The organism is Streptomyces sp. MJM8645 (assembly GCF_001625365.1).
Classification (GTDB): Bacteria; Actinomycetota; Actinomycetes; order Streptomycetales; family Streptomycetaceae; genus Kitasatospora.
Genome location: NZ_LJJF01000001.1, coordinates 3,874,058 through 3,895,925 on the forward strand (window position 1 = coordinate 3,874,058; position 21,868 = coordinate 3,895,925).

Genomic DNA, 21,868 nt, shown 5'->3' on the forward strand with positions numbered 1-21,868 from the left:
GCGTGGTTCGAGGGGCGGACGGTCCGACGGGGCCGTCCGCCCTTCGGCGTATGTTGGGGGCCATGCCCCCCAAGCCCCGTACCTACCAGCCGCAGAAGGTGCGCACCGCGCTCGCGGCGCAGACCGGCGCGCTGCGCGACGCCGTCCGGCAGCTCTGTGAACGCCCGGACGCCGAGCAGTGGTTGGCCCGGCCGACCAGGCTGGGGGAGTGGACGGTCCGCGAGCTGATCGCGCACCTCGCCGTCCAGCTCGACTTCGTCCCCGAGCACCTCGACGATCCGCTGGAGGGGCGGGCGCCGTTGGACCTGCCGGGGTGGGTGGCCGCGGTCGGCACGGTCGCGCCGCTGCTCGACGAGCAGGCCCGGGCGAGGGCCGCCGGCGACTTCGGCGGGGACGCGGCCTCGGTGGCGCAGGCCTTCACCCGGGCGGCGGACGCGCTGACCGGCCTGCTGGACCGGTCCGAAGCCGCCGACCCGGTACGGCGGTTCGAGATCCGGCTCGGCTCGATGACCCTCGCCGACATGCTGGTGACCAGGCTGGTGGAGGCCGTCGTGCACGCCGACGACCTGGCCGCCGCGCTCGGCCTCGACGGCTTCCCGCACGACCGCCAGGCCGTCGCCGCCGTCACCCGGCTGCTGGCCGACGCCTTCGCCGACCGCACGCCGGGCGGCGCGGTCGAGCTGCGGATCCCGCCGTACGCCGTCGTGCAGGCCGTCGAGGGCCCCCGGCACACCCGGGGCACCCCGCCGAACGTGGTCGAGACCGACCCGCTGACCTGGATCCGGCTGGCCACCGGCCGGGCCGGCTGGGCGGCCGCGGTGGACGCGGCGGCGGTCTCCGCCTCCGGCGAGCGCAGCGACCTGCGGGAGTACCTGCCGGTGCTCGGGTAGCCGCGCTTCAGGGGGCGTCCTACGGCACCGACGGCCCGCTGAGGTAGGTGCCGTTCTCCGAGTACGGCCAGGCGTTCGGCTCGCAGCCCTTGAGCCCGTAGATCTGCTGCATCATCGCGGGCGCCGGCTTGCCCGGGCCGGGGCAGGTCTCGTGCCCGTGGCCTATCCGGTGGCCGACCTCGTGGTTGATGATCAGCGCCCGGTACTCGTCGAGCGGGCCGCTGAACTGCGGTGAACCGGTGTTCCAGCGCTTGGAGTTGACGAGTACCTGGTTGCCGACGTTGCAGTTCACCTCGCCGTGGGTGTCCAGGCCTGAGGCGCCGCAGATCCGGTCCACCGTGGCCGGCGAGGCGATCTTCACGGTGAAGTCGTACCCGCCGCCGGCGACCAGCTGGAAGCCGTTCTTGCGGTCGTTGGTCCAGCCGCGCTTGTCGCCGAGGAAGCCGTGGATCTGGGCGGCGGCGGAGGCGGCGTCGATGCCTATGCCGTCCTCGACCTCCACCCGGTAGCGGCGCACGGTGCCGCGTCCGACCGGCTGGGCGGTGGCGGCGGCGATGCTGAAGGTGCCCGCGCCCTTGGCCGGGCCGGGGTCGGGCGTGGTGGGGGCGGGCGGCGAGGGCGGGGCGGGGGGCTCGCTCGGGGTGTCGGTCGGCGTCGGGGTCGGTGTCGGGCCGGCGGGTGAGGGGGCCTGTTCGGTCGGCGGGGCGATCCGCGCCTGGGCGGTCGGCCCGCCGTCGGGCGCGTCCAAGGAGCGGGTCAGCACGGCCGCTGTACCGCCCAGCACCGCCACCGCCGTGACCAGCGCCGCGAGCATGCCGGGCCCGAGCCGGCGCGGCGGCCGGCGGCGTCGGCGGCCGCGGGCACTGCTGCTCCTGGCGGCGGATCTGGCTGCGGGCATGATCGACACCCTGACATGGCGAACGGGTGAATGTCCACATACCGGGTATGCAGACGCCCGGCGGCCGCCGCCGATCCCGGGACGGCGGTTGACCCTGGCGTCTCGGGTGGCAGACTGCCTGCATGGCGATTCACCGGAATCTTCTCGACGGCCCCGACCCGACCCTTCTCCCGGAGGACGAGCAGCCCTACCGCATGCTGGCGGAGGAATCGGCCTCACCCACCCAGGTGGCCGCCGACTTCCCGACCTTCTGCCTCGCCTGGGCGATGCTCGCCGACGACGCCTACGCGGCCGGCCGCTACGTCGAGTCCTACGCCTACGCCCGCACCGGCTACCACCGCGGCCTGGACGCACTGCGCCGCAACGGCTGGAAGGGCCACGGCCCCGTGCCGTGGGAGCACCGCGGCAACCGCGGCTTCCTGCGCTGCCTGGCCGGGCTCGCACGGGCGGCCGGCGCGATCAAGGACACCGAGGAGGAGGCCCGCTGCTGGCAGTTCCTGAAGGACAGCAGCGCGGAGGCGTACGCGGAGCTGAAGCAGTAGACCCGCACGGCTGCTGAGGCAGCGGACCCACAACACAGGTGCGCCCCCCGGTGAAGTCCACCGGGGGGCGCATCCGCGTTCACACGGTGGCCGGGCTCAGCCCGGCCACCGGGCTCACTTCAGGCGGTTGCCGGCCGAGCGCAGCTGCTGCGCGGCCTCCAGCACGCGGGCGGCCATGCCCGCCTCGGCGAGCTTGCCCCAGGTGCGCGGGTCGTAGGTGTTCTTCTTGCCGACCTCGCCGTCGACCTTCAGCACGCCGTCGTAGTTGCGGAACATGTGGTCCACGACCGGGCGGGTGAAGGCGTACTGGGTGTCGGTGTCCAGGTTCATCTTCACGACGCCGTTCTCCAGCGCGGTGGCGATCTCCGCCGCGGTCGAGCCCGAACCGCCGTGGAAGACGAAGTCGAACGGGTCGGTCTTGCCGTACTGCTTGCCGATCGCGTCCTGCAGCTCGCGCAGCAGCTCCGGCTTCAGCACGACGTTGCCCGGCTTGTAGACGCCGTGCACGTTGCCGAACGAGGCGGCCAGCAGGTAGCGGCCCTTCTCGCCCAGGCCCAGCGCCTCGGCGGTGCGCACGGCGTCGTTGACGGTGGTGTACAGCTCGTCGTTGATCTCGTGCGTGACGCCGTCCTCCTCGCCGCCGGTCGGGGTGATCTCGACCTCAAGGATGATCTTGGCGGCGGCGGCCTGGGCCAGCAGCTCCTGGGCGATCGCCAGGTTGTCGGCGAGGGTCTCGGCCGAGCCGTCCCACATGTGCGACTGGAACAGCGGGTTCTGGCCCTTGGCCACGCGCTCGGCGGAGACCGCCAGCAGCGGGCGGACGTAGCCGTCCAGCTTGTCCTTCGGGCAGTGGTCGGTGTGCAGCGCGACGGTGATGTCGTACTTGGCGGCGACGATGTGCGCGAACTCGGCCAGCGCCACGGCGCCGGTCACCATGTCCTTGTTGTGCTGGCCGCCCAGGAACTCCGCGCCACCGGTCGAGATCTGGATGATGCCGTCGCTCTCGGCCTCGGCGAAACCACGCAGTGCGGCGTGCAGGGTCTGCGACGAGGTGACGTTGATGGCCGGGTAGGCGAACTTGCCCGCCTTGGCCCGGTCCAGCATCTCGTTGTAGACCTCGGGAGTTGCGATGGGCATGCGATCCGCTCCTGTCGGGTTGCGGCGTACGGACGGTGCTGTCCGACGCTGTGTACGCCTTCGGTACGACTCCGTGCCGGCCGCCGACGCGCGGCGCTGCGGTGTGGCTCTCCGGCACCAAGGTTCGAGCGACCTCCGCGGTACGGCAATGAGGGTGGTGTGCCGCTGCGGACCGGACGCCCGTGCCATCCTCCCAGACTCGTGCCCGCAGGTCAGCAGGAGCCCGCCAGTCGGACCGTCGCCGGCGACGACGCGGACGGCCCGCTCCTACGACGTTCGGCGGACACCGGATACACCTGCCGGGCGAAGCCTCCGGACAGAACGGCCAGCTATCCTGCGGCCGTGGACTACAACCAGCTGGCCGTCAACCTTCTCGACGCCAAATCACTGATCTCGTCCGTCGGCGCCATCGGGCTGATCGCGATCATCTTCGCGGAGACCGGCCTGCTGGTCGGCTTCTTCTTCCCGGGTGACTCACTGCTGATCATCGCCGGCGTCGCGGCGTCGAACGCCGCCTCGTCGGTGCTCGGCGACGGCGCCAAGCTGCCGATCGCCGTCCTGCTCGTCGGCGCCCCGGTGGCCGCGGTCGCGGGGGCCCAGCTCGGGCACCTGATCGGGGTCAAGGTCGGGCCGAAGATGTTCGACAAGCCCGAGTCGAAGATCTTCCGCCGCGAGTACGTGATGAAGGCGGAGGAGTACTTCAACAAGTTCGGGCCCGGCAAGGCCGTGGTGCTGGCCCGCTTCATGCCGATCGTCCGGACCTTCCTCAACCCGGTCGCGGGCACCCTGGAGATGCCCGCCCGGACGTTCTTCCTGTGGAACGTCGTCGGCGGCGTGCTCTGGACCGAGTCCATGCTGCTGATCGGCTACTTCTTCGGCGACGCGCTCGCCCCGGTGATCGACAAGTACCTGATCCCGGCGGTGCTGCTGATCGTCCTGCTCTCGATCTCGCCGATCCTGATCGAGGTCCTGCGCGAGCGCAAGAAGCGGAAGGCCGGCGGCGCCGTGGAGAGCACCGAGGCCGACGCCGTGCAGAGCGGCGGCCGCCACCGGCGCGGCTGAGCACCGGGGCTTCGCGCAGTGCACGCGAAGGGGCCGGGTCCCGTCTCACGTTTCACGTGAAACAGGACCCGGCCCCTTCGTACTGTCAGGTCCGGCCGGGCTCAGAGGCCCAGGTCGTCCAGGTCGTAGGCGGTCACGTACGGCAGGCCCTGCGCCTCGACCGCGGCCGCGCCGCCGCGCTCCACGATCACCGCGACGCCGACCACCTCGGCACCCGCCTCGCGCAGCGCCTCGACGGCGGTCAGCACCGAGCCACCGGTGGTGGAGGTGTCCTCGACCGCCAGCACCCGGCGGCCCTTGACCTCCGGGCCCTCGATCCGGCGCTGCAGGCCGTGCGCCTTGCCCGCCTTGCGGACCACGAAGGCGTCCAGCTCACGCCCGCGCGCGGCGGCGGCGTGCAGCATCGCGGCGGCCACCGGGTCGGCGCCCAGGGTCAGACCGCCGACGGCGTCGTACTCCAGGTGCGAGGTCGCGTCCAGCATCACCCGACCGACCAGCGGGGCGGCCTGGCCGTCCAGCGTGATCCGGCGCAGGTCGACGTAGTAGTCGGCCTCCTTGCCGGAGGAAAGGGTGACCTTGCCGTGTACGACGGCCTTGTCCTTGATCTGTGCCAGCAGGGCGTCGCGGTCGTTGCTCATGAGCGTCCAGTCTAGGCCCTCTCCCGCCGGTCAGCGCCGACGCAAGGCCCTGACCAGCACCACGGCGCCACCCAGCAGCGCGACCCCGCCGCCGATCACCCACGGCACCGCGCTGCGGCCGCCCGAACCCGGCACCACGATCCCGCCGGCCTCGCCGCCCCACCGGGACGCCGCCCGGGCCCGGGCACTGCGGGCCGGCAGCGCCGGGGCGTACCGCCCGCGCGGCGGCGCGTGGTCCACCTCCTCGGCCGAGCGGCCGACGATGCTGCGGCGCACCGGGCCGCCGCCCGCCGGCTCCTCCTCGTACTCGAAGAGCGGCTCGGCGGGGAGCTCCTCGGCGACGCCCTCCTCGGGCCCGTCCTCGTCGCCGCCGCCGGTGGGCAGGCCGAAGCGCTCGGCGTCGGCGTCGGAGAAGGCGATCAGGTCGGACAGGTCGTCGTCGAGGTCGTCGCCGGGCTGGTCCTGGTGCTCCTCGATGAACACCACGCTGGCGTCGGTCCCGGCCTCGGCTTCGCTGCCGGTCTCGCTGCCGGTCTCCGGGTCGCCCTCGCCGTCGTTCTCGCTCTCCGGCTCGGGCCCGGCGTCCGGGGAGGCGAGCGCGGTGGCGAACCGGTCCAGCAGGCGGCGCCCGGCGGCGTCGAGGGTCTCCTCGTCGAACTCGGTGAGCCGGCCGGTGGCGCTCAGGTCGCCGGTGAAGCGGACCACCGCGGTGCCGTCCTCGGCGCCGTCCGCGACGCTGACCCGGACGGTGGCGGTCGCCTCGCCGCTGCCGCGGGCCTCCTGGCCCTCGGCGAACACGGTCAGCACGCCCTCGCGTCCCTCGATCAGGGACAGCACGCCCTTGTACGTGATGGTGGAGCCGCCGATGCGCAGCTTCAGCCGGCCGCCGATCTCCTCCGCCGGCCCTGTGCCGACCGCGGCCGGTTCGGTGCTCAGCCCCGGCACGCTACGGGCCAGCAGAGCCGGATCCTGCAAGGCCTGCCGCACCAACTCGGCGGGCATCGGGACGACAACCTCATGCTCCATGTCAGGGAGCCTACCGACCCGACCCCGCCCGGTCCCTACCCACCGCCACCCGACTTCCCCGGGACCACCGGCGTCCCGCCCCGCGCCCCCGGCTCAGCGGGGGCCGAGCAGGGTGAGGGCGGCCGGGGGGTGGGCGGGGCGGAGGGCGGCGAGGCGGGTGGCGGAGCCGCGGAGGGCGTCGGGGGTGAGGGCGCGGGGCGGTGGGGCGTCGGGGGCGAGGGTGAGCGGGGGCCGGGCGGCGGCCGCGAGGAGGAAGGTCTGGGCGGCGCCCGGCGGGTCGGGGCGGCAACTCGCGGTGGCGCTGCCCTGGACGGCGTACGGGACGGTCTGCAGCCCAGCCGTGCGCAGGCCGGACTCGATCGGCCAGAGGCCGCCCGGGTCGCCGCCGGCCCGGACGGCGACGCGGCCGCCGGGGGAGAGCAGCCGGGTGGCGAGGCCGTAGAACTCCTGGGAGTGGAAGGTGACCGGTCCGCCGTCGGCGGGCGCGGGCAGGTCGGCGAGCACCACGTCGTACGGTCCGCCGGTCGTGGCGCCGCGCAGCCAGGCCATCGGGTCGGCGGCGGTGGCGTGGACGCGGGGGTCGTCGAGGGAGTGGTCGGTGAGGGCGGCGAGCCCGGGGTCGGTGCGGGCGAGTCGGGGGAGTGCGGGGTCGGCGTCGACGAGCCGGACGGAGCGGACGCCGCGGTGCCGGAGCACCTCGCGCAGGGCGAGGCCGTCGCCGCCGCCGAGGAGCAGGACGCGGGCGTCCGGGCCGGCGGCCATCGCCGGGTGGACCAGGGCTTCGTTGCCGCGGTACTCGTCGGGTCCGCAGACGGTGAGACGGCCGTTCAGGTAGAGCCGGAGCGGGCCTTCGGCGGGGCCGGTGAGCACGATCTCCTGGGAGTGGCTGCGGGCGGCGAAGCGGACCTGGGCGCCGTAGAGGGCGTGCCGGGCGGCGCGTTCGATGGCGCCGGAGCCGGCGGCGGCCGCGGCGAGCAGGGCGAGGACGAGCGCGCAGCCGCCCCAGAGCAGGAGCCGTATCCGGGGGGCGGGTTCCTCGCGGAAGAGCCAGAGCACGACGGCGGCTCCGGCGACGGCGTTGACGGCGCCGGTGACGAGGGCGCCGTCGCCGGGCCCGAGGCCGGGGAGGATGAGGAAGGGGAAGGCGAGGCCGCCGATCAGCGCGCCCACGTAGTCGGCGGCGAAGAGGTCGGCGGCGGCGCGGCTGGCGTCCTCGCGCCGGATCCGCTGGATGAGGGTCATCAGGAGCGGGATCTCGGCGCCGATGAGGATGCCGATGAGGCAGGTGAGGCCGACCATGGCGGCCTGGTAGCGGCCGATCCAGGCCCAGCAGGAGTAGAGCGCGAGGACGGAGAGGCCGCCGGTGAGCGCGAGGGCGCATTCGACCAGGGCGAAGGCGGTGGCGGGCTGCCGGGTGAGGCGTTTGGCGAGGAGCGAGCCGAGGCCCATCGCGAACACCATGACGGAGAGCACGACGGAGGTTTGGGTGACCGCGTCCCCGAGCAGGTAGTCGCCGAGCGCCACGAGTTCGAGTTCGTAGACGAGTCCGCAGGCCGCACAGACGAACGCGGCGAGCAGGACGGTGAGGCGGGCCAGCCGGGGGTGGGAGCGCAGCCGGGACCGACGGCGGGCGGGCAGGGGGGCGAGGCTCCGCCCGGGCCGGGGTGGGGCGCCGTCGTCGAGGTCCACTCGCGAGCGGGCGGGTGGACCGGCCGGATGGTTGATCACGAACAAACGCTAGGGGACGTTCGGGACGGATAGCTGCGCCCATTCGACGGACAGTGCGGGACGCCGGATTGACGAATCGTTCCTGCGTGCGATTCATAGGCCATGGAGGGATCCGTGACCCTGGTCGGGCGGCCGGCGGTCATGCCCCGGACACCACCAGCGAGGAGCGGGTGCAGACCAGCCGGCCCTCCTGCGGGTAGGCGTGCCAGGTCCGCCAGAGCAGCCGGTCGGCGCCGCCCTGGGTGACCAGCGCGGTGAAGGCGCTCGGGTCGCCCGGGAACACCCCGGCCAGGCCGCGCGGGTGGCCCTCGACCAGGGCCAGCAGTTCCTGGGCGCGGGCCGCGAAGTCGTGCGGGGGCAGCGCCTCGATCCGGGCCGCGAACTCGTACTCCCAGCCGCCGACCTGCTTGGCCACCCGGGCCGGCAGCGGGGTGCGGCGGCCGGGCAGGCAGGCGACGGTCTCCAGGCACTCGCCGGGGCCGGCGGCGATCACCACCTGGTGCGAAGCGCCCAGCAGTCGCAGCTGGAGGGTGCCGGCCGTGGCGGGGTGGCCGCCTCCGTCGAGTCTCAGGTCGCGGACCGCGAGAGCGGGCAGCGGGTCGCCGCCCAGGCACCAGGCCAGGTCACCGGCGCGGGTGTCCGTGTAGGAGGTCTGCAGTGTGGTGAGCATGCTCGGCTCCGCGTTTCAGCTCCGTGCGCGCCCGCCGAGCAGCACCGAGTAGGCCTAGGCGATGGCGAGGCTGTTCGTGGCTGTGCGGCCCTGGGCGCGGCCGACCGTGGAAGGAGGGATTCCGGCTGGAGATTCAGCAGCAGAGAAGCATGAATACGCCGGGTCCGCCGGTGATTTACCCAACTTTGTCAAGCATTCACCGTTTCGAGCACACCTGCTTCCCGGCTCTGATCGACCCGGTGTGCGACTCTGCACAGCGCGCGCCCCTATGGCCGGGTCGTGCGCCGTGCACGCTGGTAGTGCGCCGGGCACGCGCCTCGTGCGCCACCGCCCTGCACGCACCGGGCGGGCAGGGCGGTCGGAGCGTTCCGCCGAGGTTGAGGGAATTGCCTCACAGGCATCATTCAATCGTCAACCAGACGTCAACCAACCATGACTGTCAGGTGAGTTGAGAAGAACTGGGCCCACTCGCCGGGCCATCATTGCTCCCCTCGCGGCCGGGGGTCGATTCACGGCCGGGGGTCGATCGGCGCGAGGACCCCGAGCCGGTCCTCGACCGCCTGCGCCGCCTCCAGGCAGAGGTCCTCCCGGAACGCCCGCCCGACGAGCTGCACCCCGGTCGGCAGTCCGTCGGCCAGGCCGGTGGGCACCGCCACCGCGGGCAGCCCCGCGAAGCTGGTCACCTTGCACAGCCGCATCGCCGTGCGGACCAGCTCCCACCCGGCCGCGTCCCGGGACTCGATGCCCGGCTCGACCGGCGGTTCGGTGAACACCGGTCCGAGCAGCAGCGGGTACTCGTCCAGGAATTCGGCCCAGGAGCGGCGGATGCCCAGCCAGCTCCCCATCAGCTCCATGAGTTCGGCGGCCGTCGCGGGCGGGGTGCGGGCCATCGTCAGCTCGATGTAGCGGTCGCCGCCCGGGCCGAGCAGGGAGCGTACGGCGGGCCACTTGGGCGCGAACTCGGTCATGGTGATCCGGTCGCACACCTCCAGGGCCTCGTCGAGCCGCGGGACGTCCGCCACCTCGCGCACGTCGTACCCGGCGTCCCGCAGCGCCGCCGCCGCGCGCTCGACCGCGGCCCGGACGGTCGGGTGGACGCCGTGGCCGCCCGGATCGGCCACCACCGCGACCTTCACCGGCCCGGGCAGCGGCTCGCCGTAGCGCGGCACGGGCAGGGCGCGCGGGTCGCGCGGATCGGGGCCGGCCAGCACCTCGTAGGCCAGCCGCAGGTCGGCGACGCTCCGGGCGAGCGGGCCGTCGGAGACCAGCCACTGGGAGGCCGGCCCCGGGTCCTGCGGCCCGAACGCGCGGTGGTCGGCGGGGAACCGGCCGCTGGACGGGTTCAGCCCGGCGACCCCGCAGAACGAGGCCGGGACGCGGATGGACGCGCCGGAGTCGTTGCCGAGCCCGAGCGCGGCCAGGCCGGTCGCGACGGCCGCGCCGTCGCCGCCGCTGCTCCCGCCCGGGGTGCGGCCGCGGTCCCACGGGTTGGCGGTGTCGCCGTAGAGCTCGCTGCGGGTGTGCATCCCGGCCAGGATCATGGTGGGCATGTTGCTGTGCCCGATCGGTACGGCCCCGGCCGCGCGCAGCCGGGCGACCGGGGGAGCGTCGGCCCGCGCCACCAGGTCGCGGAAGCGCGGCACCCCGAAGGTGGTGGCCACGCCCTCGATGGCGGTGGTCTCCTTCACGGTGAACGGCACGCCCGCCAGCGGGCCGGGGTCCTCGCCCGCGGCCAGGCGCCGGTCGAGCTCCTGGGCCTGTGCCCGGGCGCGCTCCGCCAGGACCTGGGTGACGGCGTTCACCTGCGGGTTCACCGCGCTGATCCGCTCCAGGTGGCTGTCGAGCAGTTCGACGGCCGAGACCTCCTTGCCGCGTACCGCCGCCGCCTGCGCGGTGGCCGTCAGTCGCCACAGGGCGTCCTGCATGACGTACTCCCCTCCTCGTTCCGATGCGCTCGTATCGGTACCGTAGCCTGGGAACCGATACGAGTGCATCGAATAAATCGGAGGGGGAGCCCGTGCCCAGACAGGTGGACCACGACGGCCGACGCCGACGGATCGCCGAGGCCGTCTGCCGGCTCGCCGACGAACGCGGCCTGGAAGGGGTGACCCTGCGCGACGTGGCCGACCGCGCGCAGGTGTCGACCGGCGCCGTCCAGCGCTGCTTCCGCACCAAGGACGAGATGCTCCGCTTCGCCCTCGGCCACGTCGGCGAGCAGATCACCGCCCGGGTCCAGGCGTACCCCGCCGACGACCCGGCGCCCTCGCCCGCCGCCGCCCTGGCACACGCGGCCGCCGAGGTGGCGCTGCTCGGCGACGGACAGCGCTCCCAGGCGCGGGTCTGGCTGGCCTTCGTCGCACAGGCCGCCGTCGACGAGCGGCTGGCGGGCCCGCTGAACGCCGACTACGCCGCCCTGGAGGGCCTGTTCGCCCGGCTGATCGCCGAGGCCTCGCCGGCGGCCGGGCCGGACGCCGCCCGGGAGGCGAAGACGCTGCTGGCCCTTGCCGACGGGCTCACCACGCACGTCCTCGTCGGCCGCCTCACCGCACCCGAGGCCCGGGCGATCCTGAACGCCCACCTGTCCGGCCTCGGGCGGCGGCCGGGCGATGGCTCAGAGGCGCTGGAGCCGTGACACCGCTTCCTCCAGCACGGAGTCCTGCTTGCAGAAGGTGAAGCGGACCAGGCTTCGGCCGGCCTCGGTGTTGTCGTAGAAGACGGCGTTCGGGATGGCGACGACGCCGCAGCGCTCCGGCAGGGCGCGGCAGAACTCGATGCCGTCCTTCTCGCCGAGCGGGGTGATGTCGGTGGTGATGAAGTACGTGCCCTCGGGGGTGAACACCCGGAAGCCGGCCGCGGTGAGCCCGTCGACCAGCAGGTCGCGCTTGCGGAGCAGGTCGGCGCGGAAGCCGTCGAAGTAGCTGTCGGGCAGCCGCAGCGCCTCGGCGACGGCGTACTGGAAGGGGCCGGCGCTGACGTAGGTGAGGTACTGCTTGGCCGTGCGGACGGCCGTGACCAGGGCCGGGTTCGCGGTGACCCAGCCGACCTTCCAGCCGGTGAAGGAGAAGGTCTTGCCGGCGGAGGAGATGGAGACGGTGCGCTCGCGCATGCCGGGCAGGGCGGCGATCGGGTGGTGGGTGGCGCCGAAGACGAGGTGCTCGTAGACCTCGTCGGTGACGACCAGCAGGTCGTGTTCGACGGCGAGGGCGGCGATGGCGGCCAGCTCGTCGGCGGTGAGCACGGTGCCGGTCGGGTTGTGCGGGGTGTTGATCAGCAGCAGGCGGGTGCGCGGGGTGATCAGGGTGCGCAGTTCGTCCAGGTCGGGGCGGAAGTCCGGGGCGCGCAGGGTGAGCGGGCGGCGGGTGGCGCCGGCCATGGCGATGCAGGCGGCGTAGGAGTCGTAGAAGGGTTCGAGGGCGATCACCTCGTCACCGGGCTCCAGCAGGGCGAGCAGGGTGGCGGCGATGGCCTCGGTGGCGCCGGCGGTGACCAGCACCTCGGTGTCCGGGTCGTAGGAGAGGCCGTGGAAGCGCTGCTGGTGCTCGGCGATCGCGGCGCGCAGCTCGGGGATGCCGGGGCCGGGCGGGTACTGGTTGCCGCGGCCGTTCAGCACGGCGTCGGCAGCGGCCCGGGCCACCGAAGCCGGGCCGTCGGTGTCGGGGAAGCCCTGGCCGAGGTTGATCGAGCCGGTGGCCGTGGCCAGGGCCGACATCTCGGCGAAGATGGTCGTCCCCATACCGGCCAGTCGGCGGTTCAGCAGCGGCCTGTTGCCCATCGGTGGCTCCTCACGCGTCGTCGTCGGCCCCATCCTGGGTCAGCCGGGGGCCGGGGACAAGGACGGCCCGACCACCTGGGGCCAAGTGGTCGGGCCGTGCGCTCGCGGGGCGGGCAGGGTCACGCCTCGTTGGTGCCCTCGGGGGTCTCGCCGTCCTCGCCCTCGATCTCGTTCTGCAGGCCGAGGCGCTCGACGATCCACTGCTCGAAGCCGACGGCGGCCTGGGTCCAGTTGGCGGTGGTGGTGACGAAGTAGTCCAGGTTGACGCCGGTGCCGACGATCATCTGGGCCTCGCCGATCAGGCGGACCACGCCGTCCTCGTGGGTGTGGGTGTAGACCTTGGGCCAGAGGGTCTCGCGGTTCCACTCGTCGATGAGGTCGAGGATCTCGCCCTTCTTCTCCAGCGGGTACGCGCGGTCGTAGAAGGCGCGCACCGCGAAGAGCTCCTTCTGCTCGCCGCGGAACATGTAGTAGACGCGGAAGCCCTCCCAGGGGGCGGTGAGGTCGCCCTCCTCGTCCACGACGTGCTTGAGCTGCATCTGGTCCAGCAGCTGGGTCACCAGGCCCTGGTCCGGGACGATGATCGGCGGCGGGCCGGCCGGCCGCCCCTGGTCGCCGGGCTGGCCGCCGCCCTGGGGCGCGCCGAACGACGGGATGGACGACGGGTCGATGCTCATGGGGTCCTCTTCCTCAGTGCACGTGGTGGCCGGCAATGAGAGGCCGCCCTTTCCACTTCCCATCCTGCCTCATCCGGGGCCTGCCTCACAGGGGCACCCGGCCACGCGTCGATCTTCGTCCGGGGCGCTCCGACGCCCGCCGCAAGCGGTGATGGTGACGGAGCGTGTCCGGCTGGAAGGGTGCCGTGGCCGGGGCGCCGGCGGGGCGCGGCGGGGTGCGACCGCGGCCGAGTGGGTCGTCAACTGTGCTGTGCCGCAAGGGTGTTGACCGGGCCGCCCGCATGACAGTGCGGGCGGCCCGGTCTGGTGGTGCTACTTCTCCAGCAGTCCGCGGCTGCGGACGGTGAGGCGGTCGCCCTCCTCGTCCCGCTCGACCAGGACGGTGTCCCCGTCGTGCACCTGGCCGGACAGGATGGCCCGGGCCAACTGGTCGCCGATCGCGGACTGGACCAGCCGGCGCAGCGGGCGGGCGCCGTACGCCGGGTCGTAGCCGGTGAGGGCCAGCCAGTCGCGGGCGGCCTCGGAGACGTCCAGGGTGAGCCGCCGCTCGCGCAGCCGGTCGCCGAGGCGGGCCACCTGGAGGTCGACGATCCGGCTCAGCTCGGCGGTGCCCAGCGGGTCGAAGACCACGATGTCGTCCAGCCGGTTGAGGAACTCGGGCTTGAACGCGGCCCGGACGGAGTCCAGCACCAGGGCCTTCTTCCGGTCCTCCGGGGTGGCCGGGTCGACCAGGTACTGACTGCCCAGGTTGGAGGTGAGGATCAGGATCGCGTTGCGGAAGTCCACCGTGCGGCCCTGGCCGTCGGTGAGCCGGCCGTCGTCCAGCACCTGGAGCAGGACGTCGAAGACCTCCGGGTGGGCCTTCTCCACCTCGTCCAGCAGCACCACGCTGTACGGGCGGCGGCGCACCGCCTCGGTGAGCTGGCCGCCCTCCTCGTAGCCGATGTACCCGGGCGGGGCGCCGACCAGGCGGGAGACGGAGTGCTTCTCGCCGTACTCGCTCATGTCGATCCGGACCATGGCCCGCTCGTCGTCGAAGAGGAAGTCGGCCAGGGCCTTGGCGAGTTCGGTCTTGCCGACGCCGGTCGGGCCGAGGAAGAGGAACGAGCCGGTCGGGCGGTCCGGGTCGGCGATGCCGGAACGGGTGCGGCGCACCGCGTCCGAGACCGCTCGCACGGCCTCCGCCTGGCCGATCAGGCGCTCGCCCAACTCCTCCTCCATGCGCAGGAGTTTGGCGCTCTCGCCCTCCAGCAGGCGGCCGGCCGGGATGCCCGTCCAGGAGGCGACCACGTCGGCCACGTCGTCCGGGCCGACCTCCTCCTTCACCATCGAGGCGGAGGCGTCCTGGTCCGCCGCCCGCTCCTGGGCTTCGGTGAGCTCCGTCTCGGCGGCCGGGATCTCCGCGTACATCAGCTTCGACGCCCGCTCGAAGTCCCCGTCGCGCTGGGCCCGTTCGAGCGCGCCGTGCAGGTCGTCCAGCCGCTCCTTGAGCTCGCCGACCCGGTTGAGGCTCTTCTTCTCCTGCTCCCAGCGCGCGGTCAGGGCGCTCAACTGCTCGTTCTTGTCGGCGAGATCGCGCCGCAGCCGGGCCAGCCGGTCGATCGAGGCGGCGTCCGACTCCTTCTCCAGGGCCAGCTCCTCCATCCTCAACCGGTCGACGGAGCGCTGGAGTTCGTCGATCTCGACCGGGGAGGAGTCGATCTCCATCCGCAGCCGGGAGGCCGCCTCGTCGACCAGGTCGATCGCCTTGTCGGGCAGGAAGCGGGAGGTGATGTAGCGGTTGGACAGGGTGGCCGCGGCGACCAGCGCGGCGTCCGCGATCTGCACCTTGTGGTGTGCCTCGTAGCGGCCCTTGAGACCGCGCAGGATGGCGATCGAGTCCTCCACGCTGGGCTCGCCGACCAGCACCTGCTGGAAGCGGCGCTCCAGGGCCGGGTCCTTCTCGATCCGCTCGCGGTACTCGTCCAGCGTGGTGGCGCCGACCATCCGCAGCTCGCCGCGGGCCAGCATCGGCTTGAGCATGTTGCCGGCGTCCATCGCGGAGTCGCCGCCGGCGCCCGCGCCGACCATGGTGTGCAGCTCGTCGATGAAGGTGACGACCTGGCCGTCGCTCTGCTTGATGTCGTTCAGGACGGCCTTCAGCCGCTCCTCGAACTCGCCGCGGTACTTGGCGCCCGCGACCATCGCGCTGAGGTCCAGCGAGACCAGCCGCTTGCCGCGCAGCGACTCCGGCACGTCGCCGGCGACGATGCGCTGGGCCAGGCCCTCGACCACCGCGGTCTTGCCGACGCCCGGCTCGCCGATCAGCACCGGGTTGTTCTTGGTCCGGCGGGAGAGCACCTGGACGACCCGGCGGATCTCCTGGTCCCGGCCGATCACCGGGTCGAGCTTGCCGTCCCGGGCGGCCTGGGTCAGGTCGGTGCCGTACTTCTCCAGTGCCTTGTAGGTGCCCTCAGGGTCCGGAGAGGTGACCCGGCCGCTGCCGCGCACGTCCTTGAACGCGGCGAGCAGGCCCTTCGCCGTCGCGCCCTGCTGCGCCAGCAGTTCGGCGACCGGCCCGCCCTCGGCGGCCAGGCCGACCATCAGGTGCTCGGTGGAGACGTACTGGTCGTCCAGGTCGTCGGCGCGCTTGCCGGCCTCGGTGAGCACCGCGAGGGTGTCCCGGGCGAGCTGCGGCGCGGCGACCGTCGAGCCCATCGCGCTGGGCAGGGCGGTCAGCTGGCGGCGGGCCTCGGCGTCGATCCGGGTGACGTCCGCCCCGACGGCCTCCAGCAGCGGCCGGGCGATGCCCTCGGGCTGCTCCAGCAGGGCGATCAGGATGTGCACCGGCTTGACGTCCGGGTTCCCGGCCGCGCCCGCCTGCCGGATCGCGGCGGACAGGGCGTCCTGCGTCTTGGTGGTGAACTTGCTGGCGTCCACTGCTGGGGGGTCCTCCCTCGTCGTCCTTCAATGCTGCTACTTACAGCATGCACTAAGTTGAGTCTATTCCGCTCAAGTTTTTACGCCCGTTCCGCGCGTTCCGTGCGTTCCACCCGCTGCGCGCGGGGCACCTGGCGGGTCAGCCCCAGCAGCTCCCGGGCCGGCCCGCTCGGCCGCTGCCCGGCCGGCCACACCGCGCGCAGCGGCCGCCGCAGGTCCAGCCCCTCGGCCAGCGGGACGGCCACCAGCCGCCGGACGGCCAACTCCTCCATCACCGCCAGCTCGCTCAGGCAGACCGGCCCGGCCCCGGTCATCGCCGCCGCCTTCAGCGCGGTGGACGAGGCCAGCTCCAGCCGGGGCCGCACCGCGCCCCCGTACGGCGCCAGCGCCATCTCCAGCACCTCCCGGGTGCCCGAGCCCGATTCGCGCAGCACCAGCGGGGTGGCGGCCAGCTCCGGCCCGGTCAGCGGCGTCCGGCGGCACGCCCACGGGTGGCCGGGCGCCACCACGACCACCAGCCGGTCCGCCGCCACCACGGCGCCGGCCAGCCCGGGCGGGGTGGACGGGCCCTCGACGAAGCCGAGGTCGGCGTCCCCGGCCAGCACGTGCCCGGCGACCTCCGCCGAGTTCGCCGTCCGCAGCGTCACCGCCGTGCCCGGACTGGCCTCGGCCAGGGCCAGCAGCCAGCCCGGCATCAGGTACTCGGCGACGGTCAGGCTGGCCACCACCCGCAGCTTGGCGTCCCGCCGCTCGCGCAGCGCGTCGATCCCGGCGTCCAGCGCCTGCGCCGCCTCCACCACGTGCCCGGCCCACTCGACCACCAGCCGCCCCGCCGCGGTCGGCCGACTGCCCCGGGGGGAGCGCTCCAGCAGCGGGACGCCGATCTGCCGCTCCATGCCCTTGATCCGGGCGCTGGCGGTCGGCTGGCTCACGCCCAGTTCGGCCGCGGCCCGCCCGACGCTGCCCAGCCGGGCCACCGCGAGCAGCAGTTCCAGGGCGCCGAGCTCGGGGACGCGGGGGGAGAGGGCCATAGGTCCAGGCTATGTCCTCATAGAGCCCGCGGCGCTACCGGAGCCCGGCCCGGGGCGGCACGGTGGAACCATGTCCACCTTGGCCGATGCCCGCCCGCTCACCCGCCCCTCCCGTTCCTCGCTGCGTGCCCGCCTCGACCTCGCCCAGCTCGGCCCCAACTGGTACGCCGCCGTCATGGGCACCGCGATCCTGGGCAACGGCGCGGCCGTCCTGCCGCTGCGGCTGCCCGGGCTGATCGGCTTCGGCGAGGTGATGTGGGCGCTCGGACTCGCCGCCCTGCTGGTGCTGGGCGCGGCCCGGCTGGTCCACCTCACCCGGCACCGCGAGGCCGCCCGCACCCAGCTGCTGGACAACCCGGCCACCGCCGTCTTCTACGGCTGCCCGCCGATGGCCCTGCTCTCGGTCGGCCTCGGCACCCTGCTGCTCGGCTCCCGGGTGATCGGCACCGGCCCCGCGGTCGCCGTCGACGCCGTGCTGTGGGGCGTCGGCACCCTGTACGCGCTGGCCGTCGCCGGCGGCATCCCGTACCTGATGATCACCCGGCACCCGGTCTCCGCCCTGGAGGCCAACCCGACCTGGCTGCTGCCGGTGGTCGCCCCGCTGGTCGCCTCCGCCACCGGCCCGGCCCTCATCCCGCACCTGCCGGCCGGGCTGGCGCAGCAGACCATGCTGTACGCCTGCTGGGCCCTCTTCGGGATCGGCCTGCTGGCCACCCTGGTGCTGCTGCCCGTGGTCTTCACCGGGCTGTTCCACAGCAAGCTGCCCACCCTGGTGCTCACCCCCTCGCTGTTCCTGGTGCTCGGCCCGCTCGGCCAGTCCGTCACCGCCGTCCACCAACTCGCCGACGCCGCCCGCCCGGTGCTGCCCGCGCTGGCCCCCGCCATGCTCCCCTTCGCCGAGCTGTACGGCGTCGCGGTGCTCGGCGTCGCGATGCTCTGGCTGGCCGTCGCGCTCACCGCCAACCTGCGCGCCCGCCGGGCCGGCATGCCGTTCGCGATGACCTGGTGGGCGTACACCTTCCCGATCGGCACCTGCGTCACCGGCGCCTCCGCGCTCGCCCGGCACACCGGGTTCGGCGGCTTCACCGCGATCGCCACCGGGCTCTACCTGCTGCTGGCCACCGCCTGGGTGCTCGCCGCCGGCGGGACCGCCGCCGGGCTCGCCCGCGGACGGCTGCTGGCGCGTGCCTGACGATTCCCGCCGCACGCCGCCGTTGCAGGAACCCGCACCCGCTGCCCGACCGCGCGCGGCCGACCGACCGTACGGGCGGGTGCCCCCCGCGAGCCCCGCTGGCCTCGGCCTTTACCGGAACCCGTCCCGCCGCTCGACCCCGCCCGCCCCACCCGCCGTGCAGATAGCTGCAATTGCGCGAACCTGCACTCGGGCGACACTTGTTCACCGGCCGTCACACTGTGAGGGTGGAGTCACGCCAGGCCGACCGGGCACCGCAGCCCGATGGTGGCGACTTGCTCTTCGAAACTGACCACGGGTGCAACGTCCCGCACGCGTGAAACGGGGGGGAAGAGCGCCGGTCGGGGCGCCATGTGTGGTGATGGCCCCCGGAACCGGAGCCGTCGAGGCGTTGCTGCTCCGCCTCGACGGAAGCGCCTGGGCATGGGCGTAGCGACGGTGGCCCCCGGGCCCCCCGGAGTGCGACGGCACCCGGACCCCGGAGGCCGCCGTCAGCCCGGTACCGTGACCGCCGAGCCCCGCGCCGGACGGCGCGACGGCGGCAACGAGGGAGAAGCGTCCGGCAGGGAGTGTGCGACGTGACGGTGGAACCGGCGGTCGCGCCGCAGCACGGACAGCCCCCGGGCGAGGAGCCCGACGAGGCCGCCCGGCAGTTCTACCTGGCGATCCTCGCCCGGGGCGGACGCATCCCGTTCGCCGACACCCCGGACGCCGACCAGGCCGCGCTCCAGCAGCTCGTCGACCTCGGCCTGCTCATCGCCAACCCGATGGACCACTGCTACACCGCCATCAGCCCACGCTCCGTCACCGACCGCCTGGGCGCCGAACTCCGCAGCGAGGCGACCAGGCTGCTGGTCCGCGCCGAGAACCTCCCCGGCGCCCTCGACGGCCTCACCCGCGCCTACGACGCGATGCCCCGGCCCTCCGGCCGGGCCGGCGGCGCCGTCCACGTCGAGGGCCACGTCCACATCCGCCAGCGGATCTCCCAGCTCGCCTCCGACTGCCGCTCCGAAGTCCTCGCCGCCCAACCCGGCCACCGCCCCGCCGGCACCCTGCAGGTCGCCCTCCTCCAGGACGTCCACCTGCTCCAGCGCGGCTGCTCCCTGCGCACCATCTACCAGCCCGTCGCCCTCGCCGACCCGCCCGCCCTCGCCTACGTCGAGGAGGTCACCCGGCACGGCTCCCTCATCCGCGTGCTCGACGAGCCGTTCCAGCGGCTGCTCGTCTTCGACCGCGCCGTCGCCGTGATCTCCGCCAACGACGACAACAGCACCGCCGCCTTCATCACCGATCCGGCCGCCATCACCTTCCTGGTCGGCGCCTTCGAACGCGACTGGGCCCGCGCCGAAACCGCCGACACCGCCGCCACCCTCGGCCCCACCCGCACCGTCCCCGACCGGATCGGCCGCCTCCTCGCCCGCGGCCTCACCCAGCGCGCCGTCGCCACCCGCCTCGGCCTCAGCGAACGCACCGTCGCCGCCCACATCTCCCGCCTCCGCGACCGCCACGGAGCCCAGACCCTCTTCCAACTCGGCTGGCTGATGAGAGGCGCCCGCGATGACCGATGAACCCGGCCCCGCCGAGCGGCCCGCCGTCCACCTCACCGCCGTCCACCTCACCGCCCTCCACCTCACCGCCGTCCGCAACGGCGGCCGCCCCGACCCTCTTCCACCTCGGCCGGCAGCTCCGGGGGGAGCCCCATGACCGACCCGTCGACCTGCCCCCTGCCCGACTCTCCGCTGCCCGACGACGCCGCTCGGGCGCTGTACCTCGCCGTCGTCGGCAACGGCGGCATCCTCCGGGCGGCCGACCTGCCTCCGGGTGACGAACCGGTCCTGGAGCGGTTGCTCGACCTCGGACTGGTCGTCCCGAGGGTCGAGGACGCGGCCTACGCCGCGGTGAACCCGCGTGTCGTCATCGGCCGAATCGGGTCCGAACTGCGGTCCACGGGTGGCGAATTGCTGGCCAGGGCGGACGAAACGCCCGAGCAGTTCGCCGAGTTGGCGCAGGCCTTCGACGTCACGCCGCGCCACCCCGAGTGCTCCGTCGAGGTCACGTACGTGCACGGCTTCGAACAGATCCGCCTGCGCCTGGCCCAACTCGACGCCGAGTGCTCGCAGGAGATGCTGGCCGCCCAGCCCGGCGGGGCCCGGCCCGTCGAGGGGCTCCCGGACGCCCTCGACCGGATGCGGCGACTCGCCGAGCGCGGCGGCACCGTCCGGGGCATCTACGAGCCGGCGGCGGCCGCCGACCCGGCGACCGCCGCCTTCGCCGCCGCGGCCGCCGAGGTCGGCTGCCGGTACCGGGTGCTGGGCGAGCCGTTCCGGCGGGTCCTGATCTACGACCGGAAGGTGGCCGTCATCCCCGCCGCGTCCGACAACAGCCGCGCGGCCTTCGTCGAGGACCCGGTGGTGGTCGACTTCATGGCCGACGCCTTCGAACGCGACTGGCAGCGCGCCGCCCGGGTCCGCTGGGCCCGTGGCCCGGAAGCCCCCGAGCCGGCCGACTCCCTGCCCGACCAGGTCGGCCGTTTCCTCGCCCAGGGCCTCACCCAGCGTGCCATCGCCACCCGCCTCGGCCTGAGCGAACGCACGGTGGCCGGCCACATCGCCCGGCTGCGCGAACTGTACGACGCCGAGACGCTCTTCCAACTCGGCTGGCAGCTCCGGTCGGCGGCCGACGCCGCCCGTCGGCGGGTGCCGTGATGCACGGGCGCGGCACCGGGCGGCCCGACCAGGCCGCACACGACCTGTACCTGCGCATCCTCCGGCACGGCGGCTGGATCGACCGGGCCGAGGTGGCCGACGCCGACCGGCCGGCCCTGGAACACCTGCTCGCGCTCGGGCTGCTGCTCGCCCGGCCCGAATCCGACGTCTGCACCGCCGTCAACCCGCGTACGGTCGGCGACCGGATCAGTGCCGAGCTCCGGGCCGAAGGCACCCGGCTACTGGTCCAGGCCGCGCAACTCCCGCAGGCCCTCGACGACCTGACCAAGGCCTACGACACGGCCCCGCGCCCGACCGACCGCGCCGGTACGGTGCATCACGTCCAGGGCCTCGGCGCGGTCATCCGGCGATTCGCCGAGGTGGAGGCGGACTGCCGCCAGGAGATCCTCGTCGCCCAGCCCGGCCGGCCCCGCCACGCCCACCAGTTGGAGGACGCCCTGGAACGGATCGGCCGGTTCTGCGGCCGGGGCGGCCGGATCCGGGTGATCTACGCACCCGGCGCCGTCCGGGACCAGGCGACCGCCGACCACACCGCCCGCGGCACCGAACTGGGCGCCCGCTTCCGGGTCCTGGCCGAGCCGTTCCGCCACCTGCACATCTTCGACCGCCGGATCGCCGTGCTCCAGTCCGCCGACGACCTCCGGAGCGCGACCTTCATCGAGGATCCGGCGACCGTCGACCATTTCCTGGCCGTGTTCGAACGGGACTGGGCCCGCTCCGGCCGCCTCCTCTGGAACCCCGACCAGGCGTCCGCTCCCGAGTCGACGGCCCACGAGCAGGTCGGCCGGCTCCTCGCCCAAGGCCTCACCCAGCGCGCCATCGCCGGCCGCCTCGGTCTCAGCGAGCGGACGGTGGCCGGCCACATCGCCCGGCTGCGCGAACTGCACGACGCGGAGACGCTGTTCCAGCTGGGCTGGCAGCTGCGGGGAGCCCGGACGGGGGAGCCCGATGGGTGAGCGC

Annotated in this window: 20 protein-coding genes; 9 read left to right on the forward strand and 11 right to left on the reverse strand. The window is 73.9% G+C overall.

Going from position 1 to position 21,868, the window contains the following annotated elements; genetic code table 11:
• The first annotated feature begins 62 nt into the window (after positions 1-62).
• Complete coding sequence (locus tag A6F73_RS16600; protein ID WP_063348522.1) at positions 63-890, forward strand: maleylpyruvate isomerase family mycothiol-dependent enzyme; 828 nt, start codon at positions 63-65, stop codon at positions 888-890.
• A gap of 19 nt (positions 891-909) precedes the next feature.
• Here the strand turns inward: A6F73_RS16600 and A6F73_RS16605 are convergent, their stop codons facing one another.
• On the reverse strand, positions 910-1,788 hold the full coding sequence (locus A6F73_RS16605; RefSeq protein ID WP_063348523.1) for a DUF3152 domain-containing protein: 879 nt from the start codon (positions 1,786-1,788) through the stop codon (positions 910-912).
• A 122-nt stretch (positions 1,789-1,910) separates the two neighbouring features.
• Between A6F73_RS16605 and A6F73_RS16610 the strand changes: the two genes are divergently transcribed.
• The gene (locus A6F73_RS16610; RefSeq protein WP_063348524.1) at positions 1,911-2,330 is read left to right on the forward strand and encodes a DUF3151 domain-containing protein; all 420 of its coding nucleotides are present in this window, start codon (positions 1,911-1,913) and stop codon (positions 2,328-2,330) included.
• Between the two features lie 114 nt (positions 2,331-2,444).
• On the opposite strand, the gene fbaA is transcribed toward A6F73_RS16610, so the two are convergent.
• Positions 2,445-3,467, reverse strand: a complete 1,023-nt coding sequence (fbaA, locus tag A6F73_RS16615) for a class II fructose-bisphosphate aldolase (protein ID WP_063348525.1) — start codon at positions 3,465-3,467, stop codon at positions 2,445-2,447.
• Positions 3,468-3,809: 342 nt separating this feature from the next.
• Between fbaA and A6F73_RS16620 the strand changes: the two genes are divergently transcribed.
• A complete protein-coding gene (locus A6F73_RS16620) occupies positions 3,810-4,529 on the forward strand; it encodes a VTT domain-containing protein (protein ID WP_079135742.1) in 720 nt (239 codons plus the stop codon).
• Between the two features lie 101 nt (positions 4,530-4,630).
• Here A6F73_RS16620 and pyrE read toward each other — a convergent pair whose 3' ends face one another.
• The 5 genes from pyrE to A6F73_RS16645 all read right to left on the reverse strand — a co-directional run bounded on the left by pyrE (position 4,631) and on the right by A6F73_RS16645 (position 10,516).
• Entirely contained in the window at positions 4,631-5,167 is a 537-nt protein-coding gene (pyrE, locus tag A6F73_RS16625; RefSeq protein ID WP_063348526.1) for an orotate phosphoribosyltransferase, read from the reverse strand.
• Between the two features lie 30 nt (positions 5,168-5,197).
• Positions 5,198-6,193 carry an SRPBCC family protein gene (locus tag A6F73_RS16630; protein ID WP_107452900.1) on the reverse strand — a complete coding sequence of 332 codons (996 nt, stop codon included), beginning with the start codon at positions 6,191-6,193 and terminating at the stop codon, positions 5,198-5,200.
• Positions 6,194-6,286: 93 nt separating this feature from the next.
• A complete protein-coding gene (locus tag A6F73_RS16635) occupies positions 6,287-7,921 on the reverse strand; it encodes a polyamine aminopropyltransferase (RefSeq protein WP_244293414.1) in 1,635 nt (544 codons plus the stop codon).
• A 139-nt stretch (positions 7,922-8,060) separates the two neighbouring features.
• A complete protein-coding gene (locus A6F73_RS16640; protein ID WP_063348528.1) occupies positions 8,061-8,591 on the reverse strand; it encodes a DUF2617 family protein in 531 nt (176 codons plus the stop codon).
• 509 nt (positions 8,592-9,100) lie between these two features.
• On the reverse strand, positions 9,101-10,516 hold the full coding sequence (locus tag A6F73_RS16645; RefSeq protein ID WP_063348529.1) for an amidase: 1,416 nt from the start codon (positions 10,514-10,516) through the stop codon (positions 9,101-9,103).
• Positions 10,517-10,608: 92 nt separating this feature from the next.
• On the opposite strand from A6F73_RS16645, the gene A6F73_RS16650 reads away from it, so the two are divergent.
• On the forward strand, positions 10,609-11,223 hold the full coding sequence (locus tag A6F73_RS16650; RefSeq protein WP_063348530.1) for a TetR family transcriptional regulator C-terminal domain-containing protein: 615 nt from the start codon (positions 10,609-10,611) through the stop codon (positions 11,221-11,223).
• Here the strand turns inward: A6F73_RS16650 and A6F73_RS16655 are convergent.
• From A6F73_RS16655 to A6F73_RS16670, 4 genes are all read right to left on the reverse strand, one after another.
• Positions 11,203-12,363 carry a pyridoxal phosphate-dependent aminotransferase gene (locus A6F73_RS16655; RefSeq protein WP_063348531.1) on the reverse strand — a complete coding sequence of 387 codons (1,161 nt, stop codon included), beginning with the start codon at positions 12,361-12,363 and terminating at the stop codon, positions 11,203-11,205. The genes A6F73_RS16650 and A6F73_RS16655 overlap by 21 nt on opposite strands.
• A gap of 119 nt (positions 12,364-12,482) precedes the next feature.
• On the reverse strand, positions 12,483-13,040 hold the full coding sequence (locus tag A6F73_RS16660) for a YbjN domain-containing protein (protein WP_063348532.1): 558 nt from the start codon (positions 13,038-13,040) through the stop codon (positions 12,483-12,485).
• A 312-nt stretch (positions 13,041-13,352) separates the two neighbouring features.
• Entirely contained in the window at positions 13,353-15,959 is a 2,607-nt protein-coding gene (clpB, locus tag A6F73_RS16665) for an ATP-dependent chaperone ClpB (protein WP_063348533.1), read from the reverse strand.
• A gap of 80 nt (positions 15,960-16,039) precedes the next feature.
• Positions 16,040-16,990, reverse strand: coding sequence for a LysR family transcriptional regulator (locus A6F73_RS16670; protein ID WP_063348534.1), 951 nt, complete (start codon positions 16,988-16,990; stop codon positions 16,040-16,042).
• Positions 16,991-17,060: 70 nt separating this feature from the next.
• Here A6F73_RS16670 and A6F73_RS16675 point away from each other — a divergent pair, with 70 nt between their 5' ends.
• The 5 genes from A6F73_RS16675 to A6F73_RS16690 all read left to right on the forward strand — a co-directional run bounded on the left by A6F73_RS16675 (position 17,061) and on the right by A6F73_RS16690 (position 21,864).
• Positions 17,061-18,182 carry a TDT family transporter gene (locus A6F73_RS16675; protein WP_063348535.1) on the forward strand — a complete coding sequence of 374 codons (1,122 nt, stop codon included), beginning with the start codon at positions 17,061-17,063 and terminating at the stop codon, positions 18,180-18,182.
• Positions 18,183-18,760: 578 nt separating this feature from the next.
• A complete protein-coding gene (locus A6F73_RS16680; RefSeq protein ID WP_063348536.1) occupies positions 18,761-19,750 on the forward strand; it encodes a LuxR C-terminal-related transcriptional regulator in 990 nt (329 codons plus the stop codon).
• Positions 19,740-19,886 (forward strand): hypothetical protein, encoded by a 147-nt coding sequence (locus A6F73_RS41500; RefSeq protein WP_159398471.1) that lies wholly within the window; start codon positions 19,740-19,742, stop codon positions 19,884-19,886. The genes A6F73_RS16680 and A6F73_RS41500 overlap by 11 nt, the downstream gene beginning before the upstream one ends.
• The gene (locus tag A6F73_RS16685; protein WP_063348537.1) at positions 19,883-20,887 is read left to right on the forward strand and encodes a hypothetical protein; all 1,005 of its coding nucleotides are present in this window, start codon (positions 19,883-19,885) and stop codon (positions 20,885-20,887) included. The genes A6F73_RS41500 and A6F73_RS16685 overlap by 4 nt, the downstream gene beginning before the upstream one ends.
• Entirely contained in the window at positions 20,887-21,864 is a 978-nt protein-coding gene (locus tag A6F73_RS16690; protein ID WP_063348538.1) for a helix-turn-helix domain-containing protein, read from the forward strand. The genes A6F73_RS16685 and A6F73_RS16690 overlap by 1 nt, the downstream gene beginning before the upstream one ends.
• Positions 21,865-21,868: the final 4 nt, after the last annotated feature.

Bases quoted from the DNA above. Each gene is read 5' to 3' on its own strand.
- A6F73_RS16685 (WP_063348537.1), top strand. From the start codon at position 19,883: ATGACCGACCCGTCGACCTGCCCCCTGCCCGACTCTCCGCTGCCCGAC.
- A6F73_RS16655 (WP_063348531.1), bottom strand. From the start codon at position 12,363: ATGGGCAACAGGCCGCTGCTGAACCGCCGACTGGCCGGTATGGGGACG.
- fbaA (WP_063348525.1), bottom strand. From the start codon at position 3,467: ATGCCCATCGCAACTCCCGAGGTCTACAACGAGATGCTGGACCGGGCC.
- A6F73_RS16660 (WP_063348532.1), bottom strand. From the start codon at position 13,040: ATGAGCATCGACCCGTCGTCCATCCCGTCGTTCGGCGCGCCCCAGGGC.
- A6F73_RS41500 (WP_159398471.1), top strand. From the start codon at position 19,740: ATGACCGATGAACCCGGCCCCGCCGAGCGGCCCGCCGTCCACCTCACC.
- A6F73_RS16640 (WP_063348528.1), bottom strand. From the start codon at position 8,591: ATGCTCACCACACTGCAGACCTCCTACACGGACACCCGCGCCGGTGAC.
- A6F73_RS16630 (WP_107452900.1), bottom strand. From the start codon at position 6,193: ATGGAGCATGAGGTTGTCGTCCCGATGCCCGCCGAGTTGGTGCGGCAG.
- A6F73_RS16675 (WP_063348535.1), top strand. From the start codon at position 17,061: ATGTCCACCTTGGCCGATGCCCGCCCGCTCACCCGCCCCTCCCGTTCC.
- A6F73_RS16610 (WP_063348524.1), top strand. From the start codon at position 1,911: ATGGCGATTCACCGGAATCTTCTCGACGGCCCCGACCCGACCCTTCTC.
- A6F73_RS16600 (WP_063348522.1), top strand. From the start codon at position 63: ATGCCCCCCAAGCCCCGTACCTACCAGCCGCAGAAGGTGCGCACCGCG.
- A6F73_RS16690 (WP_063348538.1), top strand. From the start codon at position 20,887: ATGCACGGGCGCGGCACCGGGCGGCCCGACCAGGCCGCACACGACCTG.
- pyrE (WP_063348526.1), bottom strand. From the start codon at position 5,167: ATGAGCAACGACCGCGACGCCCTGCTGGCACAGATCAAGGACAAGGCC.
- A6F73_RS16605 (WP_063348523.1), bottom strand. From the start codon at position 1,788: ATGCCCGCAGCCAGATCCGCCGCCAGGAGCAGCAGTGCCCGCGGCCGC.
- A6F73_RS16670 (WP_063348534.1), bottom strand. From the start codon at position 16,990: ATGGCCCTCTCCCCCCGCGTCCCCGAGCTCGGCGCCCTGGAACTGCTG.
- A6F73_RS16645 (WP_063348529.1), bottom strand. From the start codon at position 10,516: ATGCAGGACGCCCTGTGGCGACTGACGGCCACCGCGCAGGCGGCGGCG.